The following is a 20,640-nucleotide window of genomic DNA, read 5'->3' on the forward strand; positions in this document are numbered from 1 at the left end:
CGTCGTTTTGGACGGGTGACCACCGGTCGGCGCTGCCTTTTCACACCGACGACCCCGGCGTTCTTGTAGCCACAGCGCGTACGGTACGATGTGACTGACGACGCCGATTCTGTCGACGAGACGCCGGGCAGTCGCCACGGCGACGGAGTCGACCGCGAAGCCGCGGCCCACGACACCGAGCGCGTCGAGAACGCGCGTGAAGCCGACGGCGACCAGCGAACCGACGACTCTCTGTTCGACGAGGAGTACGACACTATCGACCCGACGCCCGTCGAGCAGCGGCCACCGTACGACCCCAACGAGATAATCGAGGCGGGAAGTATCGACGCCGAGAACGCGCTGTTCGTCATCGTCGGCGTGCTGGCCATGGTCGGCCTGTTCGTCCACGTCGCCGAACTGCTCGTCTAATCGGTTCCCCGTCCGAATCGTCAGCAAAATATTAATCCGCGACGGTCCCAAGGCACCAACATGGCCCCGCTCATCGACGCGCAGACGTTGCCGATGCTCCTGTTCCTCGCTGGAACTGGACTCATGATAGCCGAGGCGATCGTCCCCGGGGCGCACTTCATCGTCATCGGTATCGCCTTGTTCGTCGCTGGCCTCGCCGGAATGTTGTTCGGCCCGCTCGCGTCGCCGTTCGCGCTGGCCGCGATGGTGCTCGGCGTCGGCCTCCTCACGTTTTACGTCTACCGCGAGTTCGACTTCTACAAGGGGACGGACACCGGCCAGACGAAGAGTTCGAACGACCTGCGCGGCGCGCGGGCACGCGTCACGAAGACCGTGACCTCGACCAGCGGGAGCGTTCGCCTACTCGATGAGGGCGGATTCGACCCGAACTACAGCGCCCGGAGCGAGTTGGGCGACGAGATTCCCGTCGGCACCAACGTGTACGTCACCGACCCTGGCGGTGGCAACATTCTCACCGTCATGGCCGCCGAGGCCGAGGACGAGATCGACCGCGAACTCCGGAAAGGCCGCGACGAGACCGACCGTGAGAGCGAGAACGAACTCGCATAGGCCGGTTACCCCATCGCCAGCGGACGTCTCGAACCCTTATCCGAAAGCAAATAAGTCGGATTGTAAACAGGAAGGCTTTTGTAATCAGGTTCGCGAGGTGATATTATGCAGCCGATACCGTTGCAGGTAGGACCAGCACTCGCGTTCGTCGGTGTGATTATCGGGGTACTGATAATCGTCGCACTGGCGTCCGCAGTCAAAATCGTCCAGCCGACCGAAAAACGCACGCTGACGGTACTCGGCCAGTACCGCGGCCTGCTCGAACCCGGTTTCCACCTCGTGCCGCCGTTCGTCTCCAGTACGAAGAGCTTCGACATGCGTACGCAGACGCTCGACGTGCCGCCGCAGGAGGCCATCACGCGCGACAACTCGCCGGTCGTCGCCGACGCAATCGTCTACATCCGCGTGATGGACGCGAAGAAGGCGTTCCTCGAAGTCGACGACTACGAGAACGCGGTCCGAAACCTCTCGCAGACCACGCTCCGTGCCGTCATCGGTGACATGGAACTCGACGACACGCTCAACAAGCGCCAGGAGATCAACGCGCGAATCCGCGAGGAACTCGACGAACCCACCGACGAGTGGGGTGTCCGCGTCGAGTCCGTCGAGGTCCGCGAGGTCAACCCGTCGAAAGACGTCCAGCAGGCGATGGAGCAACAGACCTCCGCCGAGCGTCGTCGCCGTGCGATGATTCTCGAAGCGCAGGGTGAACGCCGCAGTGCCGTCGAGAAGGCACAGGGTGAGAAGCAGTCCAACATCATCCGCGCACAAGGTGAAAAGCAGAGTCAGATCCTCGAAGCACAGGGTGACGCGATTTCGACCGTCCTCCGCGCGAAGTCCGCGGAATCGATGGGCGAGCGCGCCGTCATCGACAAGGGCATGGAGACACTCGCAGAGATCGGTACCAGCGACTCGACGACGTTCGTGCTCCCGCAGGAACTCTCCTCGATGCTCGGTCGGTATGGCAAGCACCTGACCGGCAGCGACATCAAAGAGACCGAGGCAGCCCTCGACAGTCGGGACTTCGACGCCGACACCCGCGAGATGCTCGGTCTCGACGACATTGAAGACATCATCGGTGCCATCGACGAGGAAGCAGAACTCGACACCGAGAAGATGGAGAAGCAGGCCCAGGCCGTCAAGGCCGGCAAGGACCCATCCGAGATAAAGCAGGCCGACGAGGTCATCGAAGAGGCCGACGACGAGATGACCGGCGGCGACTACGACGTGAGCGACGAGATGTCCGACACGTTCACGAACGCGAAAGAGAAGATGGGCGAACCGGAGAAAGAGACGGAGACGGAAAAGTAGGGAAGCCTTTTATCTCCTGAGTCGCTTAACGAACACTAACTCATGGGCCAAGGCGGTGGTGACGTCGACGAACAGAAACGCGCGACGCTCCGGCGGTTCGCGGCGCTCGGTGCCGCGAGTCCCTTCGTTGGCGGCGCCAGCGCTGACGACACCGGCGAGAGCGACGTCCGCGACGCGATAACGGGCTATCTCGCCGCCACGCCCGGTGCCCACTTTTCGAAACTCCGCGACGACCTCCAGCTCGGCACCGGTGAGACACAGCACCACCTGCGCCGACTCGTCGATGGGGGCACCGTGGAGGTGTACCGCGACGGCGACTACAAGCGCCTGTACACGGCAGACCAGTTCTCCGACTTCCAGAAGCGTGCACTCGGCTACCTCCGCCGCGACACGCCGCGCGGGATGCTGGTCGAGTTGCTCCGCGACCCGGAGGCGACCGGTGCCTCGCTGGCCGAGGCACTCGGCGTGTCTCGTCCGACGGTGAGCAAGTACGCCAAGGAACTGGAGAGTGCTGGCTTGCTCTCGCGCGACGACGGCTATCAGGTCGAACGACCGGAGACAGTCCTCATGCTCGTCGTCAGGTACGCGGATTCGTTCGACGCGAACGCAGCGCGTCTCGCCGGTGAGGCCGATGCGCTGGTCCGAATAGAACGGTAAGAAACGGCGGTCGAACCGAGATTAGGCCGTGAGTACCGGCCGTTCTTCTTCGCGCTCGTTCGACGACGTGTCGAGCGTGCCGAGCAGATCGTCACCGCGAGCGAGCGCGTCGAGATACTGCCCGACGCTGACGTGCGCATCGCCGACCGTACACGGGAGGACCGCGCGTAACTCGTCGCCTCGTCGCACCGTGAGCGAGACGATGGGTGGGCGGAGTACCTCACGCGTCTCGTCGGTGAACTGGTTGTACGCTCGGCTGTGTGCGAACGCCTGGTCGATACAGACGCCAGCGTCGCTCGCCCAGTCTTGGAAGTCTTCGTAGTGGCGTGAAACCGGCGTCGAGCGGTCGGCCCGGATTGCACTCGGCCAGTCGTGGACGTCGAGCGACTCGGCGACGCCCGCGTCGACCAGGTCGCGTGCCTGCGAGAGGACGGACTCCTGTGCGCCCGAAACGGGAGCGTACGCTCGCAGGTAGACGTCGAGTTCGATGGGTGTATGGGTAGTCATCTTCCCCCACACATCCTTCATCATTATTCATTATTAAGCTTGCCGTCTACCGGCAACATCTGCATGCTTCGAGCGAGGTACTCGCAAGTTGTGGTGCGTGAAAACGGATGGGGGATGGGGAGGATGACAGGGGACCGAAACGTCGTGTCGTGGGGCAATCAGTGTGTTATACCGAGACCTTCCACGTCGTCGAGGAGGAGTAGCCCCACTTCTCGACGGTCACGTCGAACTCACCGTTCTGGATGGCGGTCATGTTCGTGCCGACCTCTTTCGCCGTCATACCGAGGTCGTCGCCGATGAGCCGCGACTTGAAGTACGTCTTCATCTGGCCCTTCTCGCGAAGGTAGCCGAGGATGCGTCGCTGTTTGTCCGAGAGGTCTGGTTGGGCGGCGGAACTGGTGCTCATACTACAGTCATTGGTACGTGTTCCCTTAGGGGGTTTGGTACAGGGAGTTAATGCCACGCTGTCTTGCGATTTTCTGGGCTACAATTCACGATTGCAACTGTTTCGATTGGTCCGTTGGTACGGGTGGTTAACGGGACCAACGAAACGGTCGTTTGAACCTTCAGAAGCTACTTACGAACGGCTGCCGGAGATATGTGGTAATGAGTACGGAGTCGGTCGCAGTAAGCGTCGTCCTCCCCGCGTACAACGAGGAGGCGACGATACGACAGACAGTCGAGACGACCCTCTCGACGCTCTCGTCTTTCCTCCCCGAAGATTCGTTCGAAGTCATCGTCGCCGAAGACGGTTGTGACGACCGGACGCCAGCTATTGCAGACGAAATGGCCGCCGCCGACGAGCGCGTTCGGCACTTCCACTCGGACGAACGCCTCGGCCGCGGTGGCGCATTGGAACACGCCTTCCGGGCGAGTAACGGCCAGACGCTGGTCTACTTCGACACGGACATGGCGACGGACATGCGCCACCTCGAAGAACTCGTCGAGAGCATTCGCTCGGGCGAGTACGACGTGGCCACCGGGTCGCGCTGGATGTCCGGGCGCGAGGCCGACCGGCCCGCGAAGCGTGGCGTCCCCAGTATGGGGTTCAACTTCCTCACGCGACTGTTCCTGCGCTCTGACCTGCGCGACCACCAGTGCGGGTTCAAAGCGTTCGACCGGGACGCGCTGATGGACCTCATGCCGGACGTCCAGGACGAACACTGGTTCTGGGACACCGAGATGCTCGTCAAGGCCCAGCGTCGGGGCTACCGCGTCAAGGAGTTCGCCGTCGACTGGGAGCCGAAAGGCGACACGAAAGTCGACCTCGTCCGCGACGTGTTCGGGATGGGCAGTCAGATTTTCCGTACCTGGTGGGAGCTGACGGTCCAGCCGCGGGCCACCCGCCAGATGGGCATCGTCGCCGGGTCGGTCCTCAGCCTACTCGCGGTCGCGCTGATGGTGTTCGTCTACCTCGACCCCGAAAAGGTGTTGAACAACATGGCGGGCGCGAACATGACGCTCGTCGCCGCGTCGGCGGTCGTCTACCTCGTCTCCTGGCCGCTACGCGGCCTGCGCTACCGCGACATCCTGCGTGAAATTGGCTACGACGGTGACGTGGGATTCCTCACGGGAGCCATTTTCATCAGCCAGACCGGCAACCTCGTCGTCCCGGCCCGTCTCGGTGACGGGGTCCGGGCATACGTGATGAAAGCTCGGCGGAGCATCCCGTACTCCTCCGGGGTCGCGTCGCTCGCCGTCGAGCGCGTGTTCGACTTGCTCACCATCACGGCACTCGCCGGGACGGTGATGCTCGGACTGGTTGCGACGGGTAACGCGAACGATATCGCCGCCGCCGTGGCCGGTAGCGCGGTCCCCGCGGAGTACCAGTCCGCGGCGCGCTACGCCTCCTACGTCGCAGTCGGCGTGGGTAGTGCGGCCATCGTCGCAGTGCTGGCCATCGTCGCATCCGCACGCTCGGACCGCAACCTCGTCCGGCCGTTCGTCGAGCGCCTCTCCGATGACTCCTACGCCGGAATGGTCGCGGACGTGCTCGAACGGTTCGTCGGCGACGTACAGACGGTTGCAGGCGACTCCCGTGCGTTCACCACCGTCGGGCTGAGCAGCCTGCTCATCTGGACGTTCGACGTGCTGACGGCCATCGTCGTCATGCTCGCACTCGGCATCGGAACGAACCTCTCGGCCGTGACGCTGCTCGCGGTCGCGTTCTTCGCGGTCAGCGTCGGGAACCTCGCCAAGGTCCTCCCGCTCTCGCCGGGTGGCATCGGCCTGTACGAGGGCGCGTTCACGGCGCTCGTCGTCGGTCTCGCCCCCGGTGTCGGCGTCGAACTCGCGCTCGCGGCGGCGGTCGTCGACCACGCGGTCAAGAACGTGGTGACGGTCCTCGGCGGCGCGGCGTCGATGGTCTCGCTCAACGTCTCGCTCACTGAAGCGGTCGAAGAGAGCTCAGAAGCGCGCGAGGCAGCCGAAGCCGTCGCGCAGGACTAATCGGACCGAACTCGTTTTTACCAGCGTTCACCGTCACTGTTGCTCGTCCTGCCGTATTCCGCCGAAGAACGATTCGAGAAACCGCGACCCGTGACTCAGTACTGGCCCGAGACGAACGGACCGAGCGCGCCCGAGACGGCGCTCTCCAGAGCAGATTGTCGGGTGACCGCACCAGCGGTGAAGACGCCGATGGCACCCTCGCTTCTGGCCACGTCGTCGCGGTCGAACTCGTCGTTCATCACGGGGCCGAGTTCCTCGCCGTCGCGGACGCGCAGCGCGACGCGGTCGGGCAACCGGATGCTCGGCCCGGCGGCGCGCTCGAACCGACTCCCGTCGAAGACGGCTGCCCACATGACCAGCGAGTAGTCGTCGGCGACGAGTTCGGCGACACCGCCTTCGATGCCGATGCCGAGGTCGTACGGGCCGGACTGGTACGCTGCGCGGGCGCGATTCTCCGCACCCTCGACGGTCTGGTCGAGGCCGCGTGGCTGTTCGGGCACGCCCGAGTCTACTCGAACCGATTCGACGACTGCACCGGGAAGGGTTTCGAGTGCCTGCTCGGCTGCCGCGACCTTGACGGGGTTCTGACTCCCGACTCCGATTCGCATGAATCAACCTCGGTTCTCCGACGAAATGTGCCTTGTCATCGCCCCTCGAACAGCACTATATAATCCTTTCGCGTTTCGATAGAGATTAGACGAATAACGGGACAATTCCGGGGATACGTACAAGAATTCCAAAAGTCTTAATAAGGGGCATTGCATCGCCTGTTTACAGCACCAGCGCTTCCGGGTTCTTCCGAGAAGTATCCCCCGGTAGCCCCCGCCTTCGCACCCATGCCAAACGCACGAACCAGAACCCGAGTCAGCAGTACCGAAGAGGAGGAAACAGAAGCGAGCAGCGTCCAGTGCCCCGAATGTGACGGCAAAGTCGTCAACGAGGGCAACGAGACCGTCTGTGTCGACTGTGGTCTCGTCGTCGACACGGACAACGTCGACCGCGGCCCGGAGTGGCGCGCATTCGACGCTCAGGAGAAGAACGAGAAGTCCCGCGTCGGCGCGCCGACGACGAACACGATGCACGACAAAGGCCTGTCGACGAACATCGACTGGCGGAACAAGGACGCCTACGGCAACTCGCTCGGCTCGCGCCAGCGCGAGAAGATGCAGCGCCTGCGCAAGTGGAACGAGCGCTTCCGCACCCGTGACTCCAAAGAGCGCAACCTGAAGCAGGCACTCGGCGAAATCGACCGGATGGCCAGCGGGCTCGGCCTGCCGAAGAACGTCCGCGAGACGGCCTCCGTCATCTACCGCCGCGCGCTGAACGAGGACCTGCTCCCCGGTCGCTCCATCGAAGGTGTCGCAACCTCCGCCGTCTACGCCGCCGCGCGACAGGCTGGCGTCCCGCGCAGCCTCGACGAGATCGCCGAGGTCTCGCGCGTCGAGAAGAACGAGGTCGCGCGCACGTACCGCTACGTCGTCCGCGAACTCGGGCTCGAAGTCCGCCCGGCCGACCCCGAGAGCTACGTCCCGCGCTTCGCGTCCGGACTCGAACTCTCCGACGAGGCCGAGCACCGCGCCCGTGCACTGCTCCAGAACGCCAAGGAGAAGGGCGTCCACTCCGGCAAGTCGCCGGTCGGCCTCGCCGCCGCCGCCGTCTACGCCGCCTCGCTCCTGACGAACGAGAAGACGACGCAGGCCGCAGTCAGCGACGTCGCGGACATCTCTGAGGTCACCATCCGCAACCGCTACCACGAACTCCTCGAAGCCGAGGACAACCTCGGTCTCGTCTGAGTTCCGTACTTCGCTGCGCACAGACGCACCGACCGAGCGAACACTGACGCTTCGCGCACGCTTTTCCCCGATGCCGCAGTACCTGCCAGTATGGACTTCGACTCCTTCGTGCTGTGTGCGAGCAGTAGCGACTTGCGCGAGGAGCCGACGGCACGCGAACACGCCGATGCCGTCGAGTTCCGGATGGACCTCGCGGACGACCCGCTGGCTGCACTCGACGACTACGACGGCGAGTTGCCGATTCTTGCGACGAACCGCGTCGCGTGGGAAGGTGGCGAGGCAGCAGACGACGCGGGCCGACTGGACGACCTCGCCGCCGCCGCCGAGTTCGACGCCGTAGAAGCCATCGACGTAGAACTAGCAGCCGTCCAGACCGCCGATGTGGTGCTCGCGGTCGGTGACGGTGGTCCGAGTGCGGACGCGCCGGGAGCGGCCCACGACGCGTCTCGTGTCGTCGAACACGCCCGCGACCACGGCGTGAGTGTCGTCGTCTCCGCGCACGACTTCGACGGGACGCCAGCCGCAGAAGACATCGCCGAGATGTTAGACGCAGCCTGCGAGGTCGGCGACGTGGGGAAGGTCGCCGTCACCGCGACCGAACCACTGGACGTGCTCTCGTTGCTCGCCGTGACACGGGAGTTCGACGCAGAGGGCGACTGTGTGGCGACGATGGCGATGGGGACCATCGGCAGTCACTCGCGCGTCGTCGCCCCCGCCTACGGCTCACGCATCGGCTACGCACCGGTCGACCCGGCGAAGGCGACCGCACCGGGCCAACTCGACCTGGAGACGATGGGTCGCGCGCTGGACGACCTGTCGGCGAAACCCGAACGCTATTGAACGAGCGTCGTCAAGCCGGCCCATGGTGCGAGTTCGCGTCATCGTCGCAGTCGTCCTCTCGTTTCTGTTCCCGGGGTCCGGGCATCTCTACCTGCGGCGCTGGGTACGCGCGCTCTTCTTCCTCGGCTTCACGGTCACCGTTGCGACACTCGCGGTCCCGCAGATGGCCACCGAATCGGTCGGGTCGGTGGACGCCGTGTTGCAGGCCGCCGAGTCGACGATGGAGCAGGTGTCGACCGGCGAGAGTATCGCGCTGACCATCGTACAGGTCGCCGCGATGACCGACGCCTACTTCGTCGGGACCACGGCCGCCCGGTCGGACGAGGGCGGCCCACGCTGTCCGAGCTGTGGTCGTGAACTCGACCGCGACATCAACTTCTGTCCGTGGTGCGCCCACGAGCTGAACGACCTCCGTCGGTGACGCGCCGGCGACAGCGAGCGCAGGAATTTTTTACTCAGCAGTCTCTCGGCGAAATTTTCGCATACATTCATCATTTCGTATGAGTATCTTGTGGCCAAGAACGTTCGATGCTCTCCGGCCCTCCCACTGACGACGACGAGACACGAGCGGCGTCCGAACTGCTCGGTGTCGTCTTGCTGTTCGGGCTCGTCGCCATCGGTGCCGCGGCTATCTTACTGTACGGGACGGTCGCACTGGATACGCTGGAAGAACGGACGACGCTCTCTGCCGCCGAGATGACGATGTCCCAGTTCGATAGCCGCGTTTCGTCGGCGGGGTCGAGCCCAGTCGGCGTTAGCCTCGGCCAGCGTGGGAACTACCGTGTCGTCGACGACAGTTCGCTCACGTTCGCCGTCAACGGTCACGCCAACTGTACGGGGAGCATCGGCGTCGGAAGCCTGCGCTACAGCGACGGCGACGGCAATCGCCTCGCGTACGAGGCTGGCGGCATCTGGAAACAGACCGAGAGCGGCACCGTGCTGGTGTCGCCGCCGACGATTCGCTACGACGACGGCCAACTCTACTTCGGTGTCACGAACGTCAGCGGTGGCGTCTCGGGTAGCGTCGATGGCGTGACGGCGTACGAGTCGACCTCGCGCGGGAAGCAGGCGAACGGCGAACTCCGCGACGAACTGTTCGGCAGCGACGACTGCCTGCCGCCGGAGAACGTGACGGTGACAGTCGAGAGCGATTTCTACGAGGCGTGGGGCCGATACTTCGCCGAGGAACTCAACGCCTCGACGGCGACTGTGACGGACGCGACGAACACGGCGACGGTCACGGTACCACTGCGCGGGTCGTCGCTCGCCGTGAACGAGAGCAACAACACGGTGACCGCGAACACGACGTTCACGGCCCACATCGAAGTACTGGGCCACGCGTTCTCGACCGTACAGAACCACGGGAACGACGACCCCGGCTACTACTACGACAACTACCACCTGCCGGTGTCGTTCGAGGTCGCGGTCAACGGGACGTCGCACACGCCGTGGCCCGACGGCGACCCGGACGACGCGCTCGACCTCTCGCCCGAGGCTGGCGGACCGGGACTCGCCGACGACGTGAACGACCCGTCCAACGGCGACTACTTCACCTACGACGTTCGCGGCCGGGGCGGGACCCGCATCGCCGTGACCGCCACCTCGTACTTCTGTGGCCCCTACGGCGTCGAGACGGACCCACCGAACGAGAACGTCGAGTGGACCGGCCTACGGAACCCGGTTCGCGGGTCGACGTACAACGACTACGTCTGTGCGTGGGACCAGACCGCCGACCACGAACTGCGAAACCTCAGTTCGACCGACGACTCGGACCTCATCAAGTTACTCGTCGACGGTGACGAGTTGGGCGTCCCGAGTGGACGGTTTACGAACGCGTACAGCGGCCAGCGAAACCCGGCGACCATCCTCGGGTCTGACCGCCTGTACACCGACGCCGACGGCGACTTGCACGTCGACCTCGAGTCGAATCAGGCGCTGTACCTGTACGACCTGAACGAGGACGAGTCGAGCGGCGACTTCAACGACGCCATCGTCCTCGTCACCATCGTCGAACAGGGTGTCGGGTCACCGGAGAACTTCGCACTGCGGGTCGACCAGACCGCCATCGTGGTCGAGGAGTCGGACGAAGACGAGTAGATTCACCGACATTAATCATTGATTCAACCTCGGTTTGGCGGAATTATCCGCCTAGGTTGAAGGTCTTTCACCACCCTGGATATGCCAGGTTCAAGAGAGAATGGTAATTCCCACTGACATTTCAGCGGGGGGTGGGACGCGGTCAATTTCCGAGATACTCGGACTCGTGTTGCTGTTCGGGATGGTCGCCATTGGGGTGGCGACGCTCCTCCTGTTCGGCTCGGTCGCGATGACGTCGCTCCAGGAACAGGCGACGCTCGACGCAGCCGAGTCGACGCTACACGAGGTCGACGGGAGTCTCGGTGGCCCCGATGGCGAGCCGGTCGTCGTCGGACTCGGCCAGACCGACGGGGAGTATCACGTCGTAGAGAACGGAACCCTCTGGTTCGAGGTGAACGACCGGCCGTCGTGTGCCGCCACGGTAGACATCGGGAGTCTACGGTATCGGGACGACGCCGGGAACCAACTCGCCTACGAGGTCGGCGGTATCTGGAAAGAGACCGAGAGCGGGGCCGTGATGGTCACTCCGCCCGACATCCGCTACCTCGACGGGCAACTGCACGTCTCGCTCACGAACGTCTCGGGCGAAGTCGACGGGAGTGCGAGCGAACTCCGTGCGATACAGGAGCGGACCGACTCTGGGTCGACCAGTCGGATTCTCGCAGACCTGTACGACAGTCCAGGCTGCTTCCCGGCCGACAACGTGACCGTCACGGTCAGAAGCGACTTCTATCGGGCGTGGGGACGCTACTTCGAGGACGAACTCAACGCGTCGACGACGAGCGTCGACCCGGCCGCGGAGACCGCATCGGTCGGTCTCTTCATCGACAGCGAGAACTTCTCGGTGAACTCCTCGAACAACTCCGTCAGCGCCAACACGCGGTTCGAGGCGACTGTCGAAGTGCTCGGCACGGAACTCTCCGGGCTGGGTGGTGACCTGATCTACTATGGTCCGACGACGTTCACCACCGTCGCCGGCCCGGACGTGTTCACGCCGTGGCCCGACGGGAATCCGGCCGACGGGCTCGCAGGCGAACCGGCCGACGACGACGTGAACGACCCGACGCTCGCCGAGCGCCAGTCGTTCGACACTCCCGAGTATCCCGCCGGGACGAACATCACAGTCCGTGCCACTTCGTGGTACTGTGGCAACTACGCCGATTCGGGGCAGGACACGATGGTCGGCGGCTCGCCGTACGACCAGTATCGGTGTACGGACGTCGGCGGTGAACGCATCGCCATCAGTTCCAACAGCCAGAGTTCGAACCTCGTCCTCCTGCGCGACGGGCAACAGGTGCCCGACTTCAACGAGGCAGGGCCGGAACAGCGTAACCTCTCGGCTATCCTCGGTTCGCGCATCGACGACAGCGGGCGACTCGACCTCCCACAGAACGAGGTCGTGTTCCTCTACGAACTCTCACAGCCGAACGCCGACCCCGACAGTGCGTCGGGCTCCGGCGACCCGGACTACAACGACGCGGTCGTCCTCGTCACCATCGAACAGGCGTGGGACGGCAACGGCGACTTCTCGATTCGCATCGACAACAATCAGGTGATAATCGAAGAAGACGACGACTGAGACCGACTGCTTCGGCCCTTACTTTTCGATGATGGACTCTTCGATAGCCTCGCCGAAGTGCCGGGCCGTGTCCTCGTAGTACAGCAGCAGTTCGTCACCGGGTTCCAGCGCGGTGACCGCTTTTCGACCCTCTCGCGTGTGGACCTTGATGGTCTCTGCGTTCTGGAGCAGCGTCTCGACGCGGTCTTCGCCCTCGTCGGTCTCGACCGCGAGTTCGATACGGAACATCGGGCGCGTCTCAATCTTCGCTCGGCCGACGATGACCTCGCGAGTCTTGCCCGCCGTGTCCGTCACCTGTACCTCGTCGCCCGACTTCAGTTCGGAGAGGTACTTCGTCCCGCCGTCTGGGGTCCGCACGTAGGCGTGGACCGCCCCGGCGTTCACGCGGAACGGACGCGAGGCGACGTACGGCGATTCAGCCGTCTCGGCGTGGACGAAGACCAGACCGCGCGCCATCGAGCCGACGAGCATCCCTTCGTCGTGTTCGAGCAGCGACCCGGTGTCGATGCAGACGCGGTCGGCGCTGCCGGTCTGTTCGACGCTCGTGACTTCGGCCCACGTCAGGTCCAACTTCTCACGGTCGGCGGCGTCGCGAGCGGCGACCGTGTCACGAATCGTGCTGGGGTCGTCGCTGTCGAGCAAGACCGCGTCGGACCCCGACTCCAGCGTCTCGAAGGCGGTCCGAGCGTCGGCGGCCGATTCGACGCCCGCGACGAGCGTCGTCTCCTCGCCGATACGGGCGATGAGGTTTTCCAGGGGGATAATCTTCCAGTCCTCGCCGACGACGATGGTGTAGTCGGCGTCGTCGGCAGCGGCCTCGGCGAACGCCTCGTACTCTTTGCCCGCGATTCTGACGTAGGCAGCCTGTGCGTTGCCGCGGCGGATGGTCGTGAGGTCGGCCGAGCCGGAGAGGTCGTTCGGGATGTCGATGGTGCCGTCGCCCTCGCCGCCCTTGCCGACGACGTAGGCGTCCGGTTCCGCGTGGCCGCCATCGCGCTCTATCTCGTCGACCTCCTCGTCGTCGCTCTCGGCGTCGGCGATGATGTCTACGTCGCCACGTTCGCGGAAGGCCGCGACGTTCACCGCCCCGAGTTCACGAACTTTCGACACGTCTTTCTCGTCGACGAGGACCCAGTCCACGCCGGCTTCCAGTCCCGCTGTGATGCGTCGTTTCTGGGCGTCCCAGTCGCCGACGGTGTCGTCGGCTTTCAGCCAGACTTCGCGCTCCGTAGTCATACATCCGACTGCGTGTGGACGTTGCTTGAACGTGGCGGAAGTGGCGGATATCCGTCTGCCCGTTTCACGCGGGACGGGCGGTGGAGACGACCGTTCGGTCACGCGTCGGTCGCTCTTCCCCCTGCACAGAATCTCTTGACCCGTTCACACAGGAAAGCGGTGTGAGTGCGAACGACCCGGCACACCGTCTCTTCTCCTCTCCAACCAGTGTTAGCGCAGGAAGGTACCCGACAGGCCCGACAACAGCGCGCCGATTGCCCCGGTCAGGGAGACGAGTATCGCGTTGACGAACACATTCGCCATGTCGAGGGGCGGGACCCCGTCGCGAAAGAGCATGGTCTCCTCGCCCGGCACGTACTGGCTGTGCGCGACGACGACCGCGACGACGAAGCAGAGGAGACTGCCCACGAACGCTCCCGCAGCGACCGGCAGGACAGTCCGTGTCCGTGACTCCTCACCGTGGTGGCCCGCGACGAACGCGACCAGCGCGGCGACCATCGGTACGAAGTACGGGACGAGCGTGATGACGAGTCTGGCTATCTGATTCTGCGTCACCTGCTGGACGTTCACCTGCGTCGTCTCGCTGTCGGCGGTCTGGTACAACGTGTCTGCACCGAATCCGCCGAGGAGGACGGGCAACAGGCCGAGCGCGAGACCGACGGCTGTGACAGTGAGGAGGACGGCGAAGAAGGGACGCAAGAGGCTTCGGTCGGTCATCACGTCGGCGATGGTGCCGAGGGTGACGACGTCCGACTGCGCCGTGGAGGTATCTGAATTTGACATGGCAGGACAGTCATGGTCGGACTACTAATCACTTTCCGAGAGATTTCAAGAATTCAGGACGTCGCGCCTCGCCCGGCGCGACAGGACAGGTCTTTGGTCGACCGTGTCCAAGCGTGGTGAAATGACGACGGTCCTCTTCGACCTCGACCGCACCCTCTGCGTCTCCGAGCAAGACTCGGATGCGCTCCTCTCCGCGACGTTCGACGCCGCCGGCGTCGAGCGCTTCTGTGACCCCGACGACCTCGGTGCGGTCGTCCCGACCCTCCCGACGGCTCAGACCGAACTGCAGTTCTACGAGAACGTCTTCACCGCTGTGGCCCAGCAGGCCGACGCGGGCGAGGTGCCTGCCCCCGCCCTCGCACACGCTCACGCCGACTGCATCGACCACTCGCAGGTTCGCTTCCGCGAGGGAGCGACGGACGCCCTCGACGCGGCCCGCGACCACGCAGACGCGGTCGGCCTCGTCACGAACGGGGGTGAACCGAGCCAGACCACGAAACTCGATTCGCTCGGCATCGCCGACGCCTTCGACGCCGCAGTGTACGTCGACCCGCGAAACGGCGTCGACCCGAAACCGGCCCCGGCACCGTTCGAGCGCGCGCTCGCCGCGCTGGACGCCGACCCCGCCGAAACGATTCACGTCGGCGACTCGTTGCACGCGGACGTGGGCGGCGCGAACGCGATGGGCATCGATTCGGTCTGGGTCCCGTACGACGATACGGGCGGACTGGGCGACCACGAGCCGACGCACACGCTCGACTCCGTGGGCGAACTGGCGTCGGTGTTCTGAGTCGCAGGGCAGGTGGCGAAACCTGTCTGACTGAAAGTATTTACCGGCCTGTGGAGACGACCACACGTGAACCGACGTGCCCTCCTCCTGTCCACGAGTGCGAGTCTCGCCGCGCTCTCTGGCTGTTCTGCGCTCCAGTCGCTCGCCGGCGGCTGTGGTGAGATGGAAGCGAGAACGCTCAGGCTCGACGACGCCTCGCTCGACGACGAGCGACGCTCGAAGATCGCGCCAATCGTGTTTTCGGACCTCCCCGAATCGGAGCGAGCGATTCTCGAAACGGCACGCGACGAAGGCGAGTATCGAGTCTGTCCACCGTCGCCGGACGCGCTGCAGTCGCTCACGGACCGAGTGCAAGACCACAGAAACCAACAGTACGAGAATGCTCAGCCGACGACGACCGTTCCGCGGTATCTCGAACCGGCGTATCTGACGTGGGAGACGGACCTGTTCGCGATTCGGCTCGTTCTCGGCGACGAGCAAGTGTCGTAGTGTGCGCGGGGGCTACTTCTTCGTCCCGACTTTCTCGTTTGTGGTACTTGCGGTCGTCGTCTCCGGTGGGGCTAACTCCCCTCGGGAAGGACGGACAACCATGCGCTACGTGCAGGTTCGACTGCGGTACCCGCCCGAAGAGCGCCACCCGATGCACGCACTCGTCGACCGGTCCGACGTGGTCGACCGAAGCGAGATGTGGCACTGGAACGTCGACGACGAGGCGGCGTTCGTCGCCCTCTTTCGCGTGTACGGCGAGCGTGGGCCTTACGAGCCAGCACTGGCCGCGGTCGACTCCGTCGTCGAGTACGACCTCGTCGAGGCCGACGAGGAGTCGTTCTATCTCTACGTCGTAGAGGAGCCAGTTCCAGGCAGCGTCGCCCTCTACGAGGCGTTCGCGTCCACGAGTCTGGTCGCCCTGCCGCCACTCGTCTTCGGGCCGGACGGGGCGCTCACGTTCGGCATGGTCGGCGACGCGAGCGAGGTCCAGCAGGCGCTTGACGCCCTCCCGGACGCGATGGAGACCGACGTGCAACGACTGAGTCACTTCGATGGGACGCATCCACTAGGTGCCACGGTGACGGCCCGCCAGCGCGAAGTCCTCCGCAGCGCGCACGAGATGGGCTACTACGAAGTTCCGGCAAAGACGACGGTCGAAGCCATCGCCGAGGCGATGGACATCGCGCCGAGTACCGTGTCGAATCACCTCGGCAAGGCCGAGTCAGCACTCGTCAGCGCGTTCCTCGACGAGTGAGCGGCCGAAGCTTCGCCGGGTTGCTCACCAGTCGTCACCGAGCGCTTGCCGTGCCCGCTCGAACCCGTCGTTCGTTCGCCAGCGCTCGCCAGAGGCGACGTGTTCGACCGCATACCGTTCACCACAGTCGCCACAGCGGTAGCCGTCGGCCGGTCGTTTGACCGGTTCCGAGGCGCGATGTCGGGTCGCCCGCCAGTCGCAGTCGGCGGCCGAACAGACGAGGACGTACCGCGGTTCGGAGAAGGGGTCACAGTGTCTGGGCGCGTCGAGTTCGGCGGCTTTCTCGCGGAAGCGCGCGCCGTGTCCGGACTCACCGAACTGTTGGAACTCCCAGACGTGAACGAGTTCGTGCCGGATTGTGTCGGTGAAGGTGCGCCAGCCGTAGGCCTGATAGGCGCGCCACGTCAGGACGACGGTGCAGGTCTCGTCGCTGGGGTTGTAGCGACAGGCTCCAGCGCGTCGTTTCGCACGTTTGGACACCTCCCACGAGACGGCGTCGAGGTCGACGTCGATGTCGACCGTGGCGGCGTAGCTCCGCGCCCACGCGCAGAGGTCGGCCGGCGTGTCGGGGTCGGGTGTCCCGGTCGTCACGGTTCGGAGCGCGCAGGCTCGGTGGGTAAAGGTTCCGGCGAGAATCGAGTATGCGTCAGGAGAGCGTTAGACTTCCATCGCGAAGCCGCCGCGCTTGAGCGCCTCGTCGACGCTCGCGTCGTCGTGGACGATGGCAGCGACCGCACGCGCGATGCCCTCGGGGTCTTCGTGCTGGAAGATGGAGCGACCCATCGAGACACCGGCCGCGCCGCCGTCCATCGCCCCGCGGACCATCTCGACGGTCTCGCGGTCGGTGCCGCGGGAACCGCCGGCGATGACGACCGGGAGCCGGGTCGATTCGACGACGTGCTGGAACGAGTCGCCGTCACCGGAGTAGCCGGTCTTCACGATGTCCGCACCGATTTCCTCGGCGAGGCGGACCGCGTGGCCGAGGGCTTCGGGGTCTGCGCTGTCTACGTCCGGGCCGCGGGCGTAGGCCATGGCGAGGACGGGGAGGCCGTAGTCGGCGGCCTCGCTCGTGAGTTCGGCGAGTTCGGCGAGCTGGTCGGGTTCGTGGTTCGAGCCGACGTTGATGTGGAACGAGACGGCGTCGGCCCCGACGCGGAGTGCGTCTTTGACGGTGCCGGTGAGTCGCTTGTCGTTCGCGTCCGGTCCGATGGTCGTGGAGGCGTTCAGGTGGACGATGTAGCCTGCGCCGTTCTTGTTGCCGTGGACGCGCGGTGCGATACCCTTCTGGGTCAGGACCGCGTCGGCCCCGCCGCGGGTCACCGCGTCGATGGTCGATTCGATGTCTTTCAGCCCCTGTACTGCACCGAGTGTGATACCGTGGTCCATCGGGACGATGACGTATTTGCCGTCTGTCCCGATGCGGTCTAACCGCGCCTGGATTCCTGTGTCTGTGTTCATGTATGTGAATAGTTAGCAAACAATGGGTTATCTCCCTTCTGGTTCGGGTACACGTTGCGAGGCCCCGTCGAGTGCGCCCTGCTTGAGTTCGCAAGCTTTCGCTTCGAGGCGGTCTGGTACGTCGTCGCCGTCGGGGTCGCCGAACTCGGCGACGATATCCACGAGGGCGCTGCCGACGATGATGCCGTCGGCCCCGCCAGCGACGATGTCCCGTGCATGGTCTCCGGTAGAGATTCCGAACCCCACGGCCTTGGGAATGTCGTACTGACTGAGGCGACTGAGAGAGTCGGCGGTTTCGTGGCTCACGTCGTCTCTCGCGCCCGTCGTGCCGAGTCTCGCCTGCACGTAGACGTAGCCCGATGTCTGTGCCATCATCCGTTCGAGTCGCTCGCCTTTCGTCGTCGGCGCGACGATGAAGACGAGGTCGAGGCCGAACTCGTCGCAGGCTTCGCGGAGCGGGCCGGACTCCTCTGCGGGCAGGTCCGGCACGACGAAGCCCGAGAGACCGACTTCGGCGGCGCGCTCGACGAACGGTCGCGGGCCGTCCTCGTCTCCGTACTGGTAGATGAGGTTGTAGTACGTCATGCAGACGAGCGGCACGTCCACGTCGAGCGAGTCGACGAACTCGAAGTACGTCTCGGGCGTGACGCCCGCTTCGAGCGAGCGAACCACGGAGGCCTGAATCGTCGGCCCCTCCGCGATGGGCTCCGAGAACGGCAGGCCGAGTTCGACCACGTCCGCGCCGCCGCGGACGAGGGCTTCGACGTACTCCTTCGAGCGCTCGATGCTCGGGTCGCCGACGCAGAGGTACGGGACGAAGGCGGGTTCGTCGAACACGGAGTCGAGGTCGCTCATTTGCCCACCTCGGCAAAAACATCCATGTCGGGCGCGTTCGGGATGTCCCGCTTCTCCGTCTCCTCGATAACCGCTTCGAGGTCCTTGTCGCCGCGACCGGAGACGTTCACGATGGTCACGTCGCCCAATTTCTCGGGGTTCTCTCGGGCGAAGGCGACCGCGTGGGCCGACTCCAGTGCGGGAATGATGCCCTCGTGCTGGCTCAGGTGGTGGAACGCCGACAGCGCCGCGTCGTCGTCGACCGTCACGGGGGTCACGCGACCCGTGTCGACGAGGTGTGCGAGTTCCGGGCCGACACCCGCGTAGTCGAGGCCAGACGAGATGCTGTGGCTCTCGACGACGTTCCCGTCGCGGTCCTGCAAGAGCTTGGTCCGCGCGCCGTGGAGGACACCCTCGGAACCGGTCGACAGCGAGGCAGAGTTCGGCGCGACGCCGGTTTCCTCGTCGACAGTCAGGGAAGAGCCACCGGCTTCGACGGCGAACAGTTGGACAGCGTCATCATCGACGAAATTGGCAAACGCACCCATCGTGTTCGAGCCGCCGCCCGCGCAGGCGACGACCGAATCGGGCAGTCGACCGGCCTGCTCACGAATCTGCTTCCGGGCTTCCTCGCTGATGACGGACTGGAAGTCACGAACCATCGCCGGGAACGGATGTGGCCCGACCACGGAGCCGATGACGTAGTGGGTGTCCTCGACGTTCGTCGCCCAGTCGCGCATCGTTTCGTTGATGGCTTCCTTGAGCGTGCCACGGCCTGCGGAGACGGGGTTCACCTCGGCCCCGTTCAGGCGCATTCGGAAGACGTTGGGGCGCTGGCGGGTGATGTCGCGGGTGCCCATGTACACTTCGCAGGGGAAGTCGAGGTGGGCCGCGGCCATCGCCGTCGCGGTGCCGTGCTGGCCCGCGCCAGTCTCGGCGACGATGCGCTCTTTGCCCATGTACTTCGCCAGCAGGACCTGGCCGAGCGCGTTGTTCAGTTTGTGTGCGCCGCCGTGGAGCAGGTCCTCACGCTTCAGGTAGACCTCGGTGTCCCACTCCTCGCTGAGTCGGTCGGCGCGCTGGAGCGGCGTCGGCCGGCCGCCGAAGTCGCGCAGTCGACGACGGAACTCGTCCATGAAGCCGTCCTCGTTCTGGAGGACGTAACGCTCGTACGCGTCCTGTAGCTCCAGTACCGCAGGCATCAACGCTTCAGGGACGTACTGACCGCCGTAGCGGCCGAAGGTTCCCGGGCGGGTCTGTTCTCCTGTCTCGCCTCGCTGTTCGTCCGTACTCATGCGTTGACCAACTCCTCTGTCGTGTCTCGGACCTCGCCGGCCATAATCGCACTGCCGATGAGGAGTCCATCTGCCCCGGCGTCGCGCATCCGTCGCGCGTCTTCGGGCGTCGCGATGCCCGACTCGGCGATGACCGTCACGTCGTCGGGGACGTGCGGGGCGAGTGCCTCGAACGTCCCGAGGTCGACGGTCAGTTCGGCGAGGTCGCGGTTGTTCACGCCGACGAGGGTCGCACCGGCCGCGAGTGCGCGGTCCAGTTCATCGCGGGTGTGAACTTCCACGAGCGGTTCGAAGCCGCGTTCTCTGGCGGCCGCGAGCATCCCGTCGAGGTCGTCGAGGAACCTCGCGATGAGCAAAATCGCGTCGGCCTCGACGGCGTCGAGTTGTGCCTCGTCGAGGACGAAGTCCTTACGGAGGACTGGTACATCGACCGCTTCCCGAATCTTGGTCAAGGTCTCGGTCGACCCGCCGAAGTGCTCGGGTTCGGTGAGCACCGAGATGGCCGCCGCCCCGCCCGCGACCATCTCGCGCGCGAGTTCGACCGGGTCGTCCTCGCGGACGCCCGCTGTCGTCGGACTGGTCGGTTTCACCTCCGCGATGACGGGTGTGCGCCCGTCTCGGTCGGCGGCCGCGAGCGCGTCAACCAGCGACCGTGAACGGACGGAAACCCGACCGTTCGGTGGTGTGCGCTGCGATGCGGCGTCCAATATGGACCGAACCGCAGGCGCGATATCGTCAGTAGCGTTCATCAA

General features: G+C 64.9%; 23 protein-coding genes. 13 read left to right on the forward strand and 10 right to left on the reverse strand.

The features are described 5' to 3' along the window. Positions 1–90: 90 nt before the first annotated feature. From ACSC1P_RS16190 to ACSC1P_RS16205, 4 genes are all read left to right on the forward strand, one after another. Positions 91–408, forward strand: a complete 318-nt coding sequence (locus ACSC1P_RS16190; protein ID WP_435361231.1) for a DUF7312 domain-containing protein — start codon at positions 91–93, stop codon at positions 406–408. A 60-nt stretch (positions 409–468) separates the two neighbouring features. Continuing rightward, positions 469–1,017 carry an NfeD family protein gene (locus ACSC1P_RS16195; RefSeq protein WP_435361232.1) on the forward strand — a complete coding sequence of 183 codons (549 nt, stop codon included), beginning with the start codon at positions 469–471 and terminating at the stop codon, positions 1,015–1,017. 105 nt (positions 1,018–1,122) lie between these two features. Beyond that, positions 1,123–2,328, forward strand: a complete 1,206-nt coding sequence (locus ACSC1P_RS16200; RefSeq protein WP_435361233.1) for an SPFH domain-containing protein — start codon at positions 1,123–1,125, stop codon at positions 2,326–2,328. Positions 2,329–2,370: 42 nt separating this feature from the next. Further along, positions 2,371–2,985 (forward strand): winged helix-turn-helix transcriptional regulator, encoded by a 615-nt coding sequence (locus ACSC1P_RS16205; protein ID WP_435361234.1) that lies wholly within the window; start codon positions 2,371–2,373, stop codon positions 2,983–2,985. A gap of 21 nt (positions 2,986–3,006) precedes the next feature. Here the strand turns inward: ACSC1P_RS16205 and ACSC1P_RS16210 are convergent, their stop codons facing one another. Beyond that, positions 3,007–3,492, reverse strand: a complete 486-nt coding sequence (locus tag ACSC1P_RS16210; protein WP_435361235.1) for an HTH domain-containing protein — start codon at positions 3,490–3,492, stop codon at positions 3,007–3,009. Positions 3,493–3,658: 166 nt separating this feature from the next. Next, complete coding sequence (locus ACSC1P_RS16215) at positions 3,659–3,898, reverse strand: DUF7123 family protein (protein ID WP_435361236.1); 240 nt, start codon at positions 3,896–3,898, stop codon at positions 3,659–3,661. Positions 3,899–4,098: 200 nt separating this feature from the next. Between ACSC1P_RS16215 and ACSC1P_RS16220 the strand changes: the two genes are divergently transcribed. After that, complete coding sequence (locus ACSC1P_RS16220; RefSeq protein ID WP_435361237.1) at positions 4,099–5,940, forward strand: flippase-like domain-containing protein; 1,842 nt, start codon at positions 4,099–4,101, stop codon at positions 5,938–5,940. 95 nt (positions 5,941–6,035) lie between these two features. Here ACSC1P_RS16220 and yjjX read toward each other — a convergent pair whose 3' ends face one another. Then, the gene (gene yjjX, locus ACSC1P_RS16225) at positions 6,036–6,548 is read right to left on the reverse strand and encodes an inosine/xanthosine triphosphatase (RefSeq protein ID WP_435361238.1); all 513 of its coding nucleotides are present in this window, start codon (positions 6,546–6,548) and stop codon (positions 6,036–6,038) included. Between the two features lie 228 nt (positions 6,549–6,776). On the opposite strand from yjjX, the gene ACSC1P_RS16230 reads away from it, so the two are divergent. From ACSC1P_RS16230 to ACSC1P_RS16250, 5 genes are all read left to right on the forward strand, one after another. Beyond that, entirely contained in the window at positions 6,777–7,733 is a 957-nt protein-coding gene (locus ACSC1P_RS16230) for a transcription initiation factor IIB (RefSeq protein WP_435361239.1), read from the forward strand. 90 nt (positions 7,734–7,823) lie between these two features. Further along, a complete protein-coding gene (locus ACSC1P_RS16235) occupies positions 7,824–8,573 on the forward strand; it encodes a type I 3-dehydroquinate dehydratase (protein ID WP_435361240.1) in 750 nt (249 codons plus the stop codon). A 22-nt stretch (positions 8,574–8,595) separates the two neighbouring features. Then, positions 8,596–8,994 carry a DUF6677 family protein gene (locus tag ACSC1P_RS16240; RefSeq protein ID WP_435361241.1) on the forward strand — a complete coding sequence of 133 codons (399 nt, stop codon included), beginning with the start codon at positions 8,596–8,598 and terminating at the stop codon, positions 8,992–8,994. A gap of 107 nt (positions 8,995–9,101) precedes the next feature. Beyond that, positions 9,102–10,670: a DUF7289 family protein gene (locus tag ACSC1P_RS16245; RefSeq protein WP_435361242.1), complete on the forward strand. Its 1,569-nt coding sequence runs from the start codon at positions 9,102–9,104 to the stop codon at positions 10,668–10,670. Positions 10,671–10,770: 100 nt separating this feature from the next. Then, entirely contained in the window at positions 10,771–12,249 is a 1,479-nt protein-coding gene (locus ACSC1P_RS16250) for a DUF7289 family protein (RefSeq protein ID WP_435361243.1), read from the forward strand. A gap of 18 nt (positions 12,250–12,267) precedes the next feature. Here the strand turns inward: ACSC1P_RS16250 and ACSC1P_RS16255 are convergent, their stop codons facing one another. Further along, positions 12,268–13,485, reverse strand: coding sequence for a 3-dehydroquinate synthase II (locus ACSC1P_RS16255; RefSeq protein ID WP_435361244.1), 1,218 nt, complete (start codon positions 13,483–13,485; stop codon positions 12,268–12,270). Between the two features lie 210 nt (positions 13,486–13,695). Continuing rightward, a complete protein-coding gene (locus ACSC1P_RS16260; RefSeq protein WP_435361245.1) occupies positions 13,696–14,268 on the reverse strand; it encodes a hypothetical protein in 573 nt (190 codons plus the stop codon). A 121-nt stretch (positions 14,269–14,389) separates the two neighbouring features. Here ACSC1P_RS16260 and ACSC1P_RS16265 point away from each other — a divergent pair, with 121 nt between their 5' ends. The 3 genes from ACSC1P_RS16265 to ACSC1P_RS16275 all read left to right on the forward strand — a co-directional run bounded on the left by ACSC1P_RS16265 (position 14,390) and on the right by ACSC1P_RS16275 (position 16,301). Beyond that, on the forward strand, positions 14,390–15,058 hold the full coding sequence (locus tag ACSC1P_RS16265) for an HAD family hydrolase (RefSeq protein WP_435361246.1): 669 nt from the start codon (positions 14,390–14,392) through the stop codon (positions 15,056–15,058). A gap of 66 nt (positions 15,059–15,124) precedes the next feature. After that, complete coding sequence (locus tag ACSC1P_RS16270) at positions 15,125–15,547, forward strand: hypothetical protein (protein ID WP_435361247.1); 423 nt, start codon at positions 15,125–15,127, stop codon at positions 15,545–15,547. A gap of 100 nt (positions 15,548–15,647) precedes the next feature. Beyond that, entirely contained in the window at positions 15,648–16,301 is a 654-nt protein-coding gene (locus tag ACSC1P_RS16275; RefSeq protein WP_435361248.1) for a helix-turn-helix domain-containing protein, read from the forward strand. 24 nt (positions 16,302–16,325) lie between these two features. On the opposite strand, the gene ACSC1P_RS16280 is transcribed toward ACSC1P_RS16275, so the two are convergent. The 5 genes from ACSC1P_RS16280 to trpC all read right to left on the reverse strand — a co-directional run bounded on the left by ACSC1P_RS16280 (position 16,326) and on the right by trpC (position 20,637). After that, positions 16,326–16,892, reverse strand: a complete 567-nt coding sequence (locus tag ACSC1P_RS16280; protein WP_435361249.1) for a SprT family zinc-dependent metalloprotease — start codon at positions 16,890–16,892, stop codon at positions 16,326–16,328. A gap of 66 nt (positions 16,893–16,958) precedes the next feature. Beyond that, positions 16,959–17,759 (reverse strand): 2-amino-3,7-dideoxy-D-threo-hept-6-ulosonate synthase, encoded by an 801-nt coding sequence (locus tag ACSC1P_RS16285; protein ID WP_435361250.1) that lies wholly within the window; start codon positions 17,757–17,759, stop codon positions 16,959–16,961. Between the two features lie 27 nt (positions 17,760–17,786). Next, a complete protein-coding gene (trpA, locus tag ACSC1P_RS16290) occupies positions 17,787–18,614 on the reverse strand; it encodes a tryptophan synthase subunit alpha (protein ID WP_435361251.1) in 828 nt (275 codons plus the stop codon). Further along, positions 18,611–19,888, reverse strand: a complete 1,278-nt coding sequence (gene trpB / locus ACSC1P_RS16295) for a tryptophan synthase subunit beta (RefSeq protein ID WP_435361252.1) — start codon at positions 19,886–19,888, stop codon at positions 18,611–18,613. Before trpB ends, trpA begins: the two co-directional genes overlap by 4 nt. Next, positions 19,885–20,637, reverse strand: coding sequence for an indole-3-glycerol phosphate synthase (gene trpC, locus ACSC1P_RS16300; RefSeq protein WP_435361253.1), 753 nt, complete (start codon positions 20,635–20,637; stop codon positions 19,885–19,887). Before trpC ends, trpB begins: the two co-directional genes overlap by 4 nt. Between the last annotated feature and the right edge of the window lie 3 nt (positions 20,638–20,640).

The organism is Haloarchaeobius caseinilyticus (genome assembly GCF_051207395.1).
Taxonomy (GTDB): Archaea; Halobacteriota; Halobacteria; order Halobacteriales; family Natrialbaceae; genus Haloarchaeobius.

What these genes read in the sequence shown, in the direction of transcription:
- ACSC1P_RS16195 (WP_435361232.1), top strand. Translation starts at nt 469, where the DNA reads ATGGCCCCGCTCATCGACGCGCAGACGTTGCCGATGCTCCTGTTCCTC.
- ACSC1P_RS16200 (WP_435361233.1), top strand. Translation starts at nt 1,123, where the DNA reads ATGCAGCCGATACCGTTGCAGGTAGGACCAGCACTCGCGTTCGTCGGT.
- ACSC1P_RS16205 (WP_435361234.1), top strand. Translation starts at nt 2,371, where the DNA reads ATGGGCCAAGGCGGTGGTGACGTCGACGAACAGAAACGCGCGACGCTC.
- ACSC1P_RS16210 (WP_435361235.1), bottom strand. Translation starts at nt 3,492, where the DNA reads ATGACTACCCATACACCCATCGAACTCGACGTCTACCTGCGAGCGTAC.
- ACSC1P_RS16215 (WP_435361236.1), bottom strand. Translation starts at nt 3,898, where the DNA reads ATGAGCACCAGTTCCGCCGCCCAACCAGACCTCTCGGACAAACAGCGA.
- ACSC1P_RS16220 (WP_435361237.1), top strand. Translation starts at nt 4,099, where the DNA reads ATGAGTACGGAGTCGGTCGCAGTAAGCGTCGTCCTCCCCGCGTACAAC.
- yjjX (WP_435361238.1), bottom strand. Translation starts at nt 6,548, where the DNA reads ATGCGAATCGGAGTCGGGAGTCAGAACCCCGTCAAGGTCGCGGCAGCC.
- ACSC1P_RS16230 (WP_435361239.1), top strand. Translation starts at nt 6,777, where the DNA reads ATGCCAAACGCACGAACCAGAACCCGAGTCAGCAGTACCGAAGAGGAG.
- ACSC1P_RS16235 (WP_435361240.1), top strand. Translation starts at nt 7,824, where the DNA reads ATGGACTTCGACTCCTTCGTGCTGTGTGCGAGCAGTAGCGACTTGCGC.
- ACSC1P_RS16240 (WP_435361241.1), top strand. Translation starts at nt 8,596, where the DNA reads ATGGTGCGAGTTCGCGTCATCGTCGCAGTCGTCCTCTCGTTTCTGTTC.
- ACSC1P_RS16245 (WP_435361242.1), top strand. Translation starts at nt 9,102, where the DNA reads ATGCTCTCCGGCCCTCCCACTGACGACGACGAGACACGAGCGGCGTCC.
- ACSC1P_RS16250 (WP_435361243.1), top strand. Translation starts at nt 10,771, where the DNA reads ATGGTAATTCCCACTGACATTTCAGCGGGGGGTGGGACGCGGTCAATT.
- ACSC1P_RS16255 (WP_435361244.1), bottom strand. Translation starts at nt 13,485, where the DNA reads ATGACTACGGAGCGCGAAGTCTGGCTGAAAGCCGACGACACCGTCGGC.
- ACSC1P_RS16260 (WP_435361245.1), bottom strand. Translation starts at nt 14,268, where the DNA reads ATGTCAAATTCAGATACCTCCACGGCGCAGTCGGACGTCGTCACCCTC.
- ACSC1P_RS16265 (WP_435361246.1), top strand. Translation starts at nt 14,390, where the DNA reads ATGACGACGGTCCTCTTCGACCTCGACCGCACCCTCTGCGTCTCCGAG.
- ACSC1P_RS16275 (WP_435361248.1), top strand. Translation starts at nt 15,648, where the DNA reads ATGCGCTACGTGCAGGTTCGACTGCGGTACCCGCCCGAAGAGCGCCAC.
- ACSC1P_RS16285 (WP_435361250.1), bottom strand. Translation starts at nt 17,759, where the DNA reads ATGAACACAGACACAGGAATCCAGGCGCGGTTAGACCGCATCGGGACA.
- trpA (WP_435361251.1), bottom strand. Translation starts at nt 18,614, where the DNA reads ATGAGCGACCTCGACTCCGTGTTCGACGAACCCGCCTTCGTCCCGTAC.
- trpB (WP_435361252.1), bottom strand. Translation starts at nt 19,888, where the DNA reads ATGAGTACGGACGAACAGCGAGGCGAGACAGGAGAACAGACCCGCCCG.
- trpC (WP_435361253.1), bottom strand. Translation starts at nt 20,637, where the DNA reads ATGAACGCTACTGACGATATCGCGCCTGCGGTTCGGTCCATATTGGAC.